The organism is Longimicrobiaceae bacterium (genome assembly GCA_035936415.1).
Lineage (GTDB): Bacteria > Gemmatimonadota > Gemmatimonadetes > Longimicrobiales > Longimicrobiaceae > JAFAYN01.
On the sequence record DASYWD010000506.1, the window covers coordinates 1 to 2005 of the forward strand.

Genomic DNA, 2005 nt, shown 5'->3' on the forward strand with positions numbered 1-2005 from the left:
ACACCTCGGCTCCCCTCACCGCCGCGCCGGCCGCGGTCACCTGCCCGACGATGCTCCCCAGGCGGCCCTCTCCGGTCGCCAGGTCGATCGGCTCCCCGCCGCCGACGCGCAGGGCGTCACCCTCCCGCGAGAGGGCGCGGAGCACGGCGGCGCGCGGGTCCGCCGCGGCGATCCCCGCCCGCAGGATGCGCTGCGCGTCGTCGCGCAGCCGGGCCACGGGGCGGCTATCCATGGGCGCAGGAGGAAGCCGCGTGAGGGATGCGAGCCCGGAGGGGCGAGACCGGCGTAGCTTGCCGGGCTCGCCGCCGTTGAGCACGGTCGTATCGTGCTCTACGGCGCCGCAGCCCGGCCCCCGCCTCGCGGGGGACACGCCCGAACCCGGCTGTTCCACGTCCTGAAGACTCGCCCAAAGTCGTCACCTCCGGAGCGCCCGGTTCTTGCAGACACGGCTCGTGGACCCCACAGGAGGAACGATCATGCGACGCACGAGTCTTGGAGTGGCGGCGCTCGTGGGCGGAGCGCTGCTGGCCGGCTGCGAGGGGCGCAACGAGTTCCCGGACCAGCCCCTGGCGACCGGAGAGGGCCGCCTGGGGAGCATCGTCGGGCAGGTGACCGCGGCCGGCGCGGCGGTGAGGGGAGCCGAGGTGTCGGTCGCCAACGGGCCCTCGGCGTTCACCGACGCGGCGGGCCAGTACCGCATCGTCGGGTTGTCGCGCGGAGTCTACGCGGTCACGCTGGGGGCGCCGCCCGGGTTCGCCTTCGCCGTGGGCGACAGCGCCACCCGGGTCGCCAACGTGGTGCCCGGCAACCCGGTGATCCTCAACTGGCAGCTGGTCACGGGCGTCGGCGCCCGCTGAGCGGAGCCGGTCGGAAGGCGTCATGGACGGAGTCCCTCGACCGGGGTGAGCGGCGCGGCGCCCGTGAGCACCGCGTGCGCGTTGCGCGCGGCGAGCACGGCCATGCGGGTGCGGGTCCCGTGCGTCGCCGAGCCGACGTGCGGGAGGAGCACCACGTTCGGCAGCTCCAGGAGCGCGGGGTGCACCTGCGGCTCGCGCTCGTACACGTCGAGCCCCGCCCCGGCCAGCCGCCCCTCGCGCAGCGCCTCCGCCAGCGCGGCCTCGTCCACCAGGGGGCCGCGCGCCGTGTTCACCAGCCAGCTCTCGGGCTTCATCCGTCGTAGCGCCTCCGCGTCCACCACGTGGCGCGTCTCGGGGGTGAGGGGGGCGTGCAGCGTCAGCACGTCCGCGGTGGCGAGCAGGTCGTCCCACCCGGTCCACTCGGCGCGGAGGGCGCGCTCCTCCTCCTCCGGGAGCCGCGAGCGCGAGGCGTAGCGGACCCGCATCCGGAACCCCGCCGCGCGCCGCGCCACCGCCCGCCCGATCCGGCCCATCCCGAGGATCCCCAGCGTCCGCCCCTCCAGGTCGCCCCCGAGGTAGTCCCAGAACCCCCACCCCCGGAACTCCCCGGCCCGGAGCGACCGTTCGGCCTGGGGAAGCCGCCGCACCGTGGCCAGGATCAGCGCCCAGGTGAGGTCGGCCGTGGCCCCGGTGAGGACGTCCGGCGTGTGGGTCACCACAACGCCGCGCGCGCGGCAGGCGCCGAGGTCCACGTGGTCGTACCCCACCGTGGGGCAGGCCACCACGCGGAGGCGGGGCGCCCGCTCCAGCAGCGCCGCGTCCACCGGGACGGTGAGGAGGGGGATGAGCGCGGCGGCGTCGCCCAGCGCCTCCTCCCACCGCTCCGGGCCGCGCACCTCGCCGGCTCCGCGCAGCAGCGCCAGCGCCTCTTCCGGGAGCGGGAGGGTGGTGACCGTGGTCGCCACGGGCTAGGCGATCCGCTTCTCCCAGAGCGCCAGGCTGGCGTGGTCCAGCCCCAGCGCCTGGTGCTCCGCGATGCTCATCCGGGCGAATCCCAGCGCCGGGAGGACCGCCGCCGCGCGCTGGTCGCGCGTGGACGCCCCGGTCCGCAGCCGGCGGATGCCGCGCCCGGCGAGCCACGCCTCCAC

At 76.6% G+C, this 2005-nt stretch carries 4 protein-coding genes; 1 reads left to right on the forward strand and 3 read right to left on the reverse strand.

Annotated elements, in window-relative coordinates; genetic code table 11:
- The coding region (locus VGR37_20385) for a hypothetical protein (protein ID HEV2149770.1) at positions 1–232 on the reverse strand (232 nt) is incomplete at its 3' end.
- A 244-nt stretch (positions 233–476) separates the two neighbouring features.
- Here VGR37_20385 and VGR37_20390 point away from each other — a divergent pair.
- Positions 477–857 carry a carboxypeptidase-like regulatory domain-containing protein gene (locus VGR37_20390; GenBank protein HEV2149771.1) on the forward strand — a complete coding sequence of 127 codons (381 nt, stop codon included), beginning with the start codon at positions 477–479 and terminating at the stop codon, positions 855–857.
- A gap of 20 nt (positions 858–877) precedes the next feature.
- Here VGR37_20390 and VGR37_20395 read toward each other — a convergent pair whose 3' ends face one another.
- Together VGR37_20395 and VGR37_20400 are read right to left on the reverse strand one after the other, a co-directional pair.
- The gene (locus VGR37_20395; protein ID HEV2149772.1) at positions 878–1822 is read right to left on the reverse strand and encodes a D-glycerate dehydrogenase; all 945 of its coding nucleotides are present in this window, start codon (positions 1820–1822) and stop codon (positions 878–880) included.
- Positions 1823–1825: 3 nt separating this feature from the next.
- On the reverse strand, positions 1826–2005 hold a 180-nt coding region (locus tag VGR37_20400), incomplete at its 5' end, for a hypothetical protein (GenBank protein HEV2149773.1).

Excerpts from the sequence above, each read along its gene's own strand:
- VGR37_20390 (HEV2149771.1), top strand. The coding sequence starts at position 477 with ATGCGACGCACGAGTCTTGGAGTGGCGGCGCTCGTGGGCGGAGCGCTG.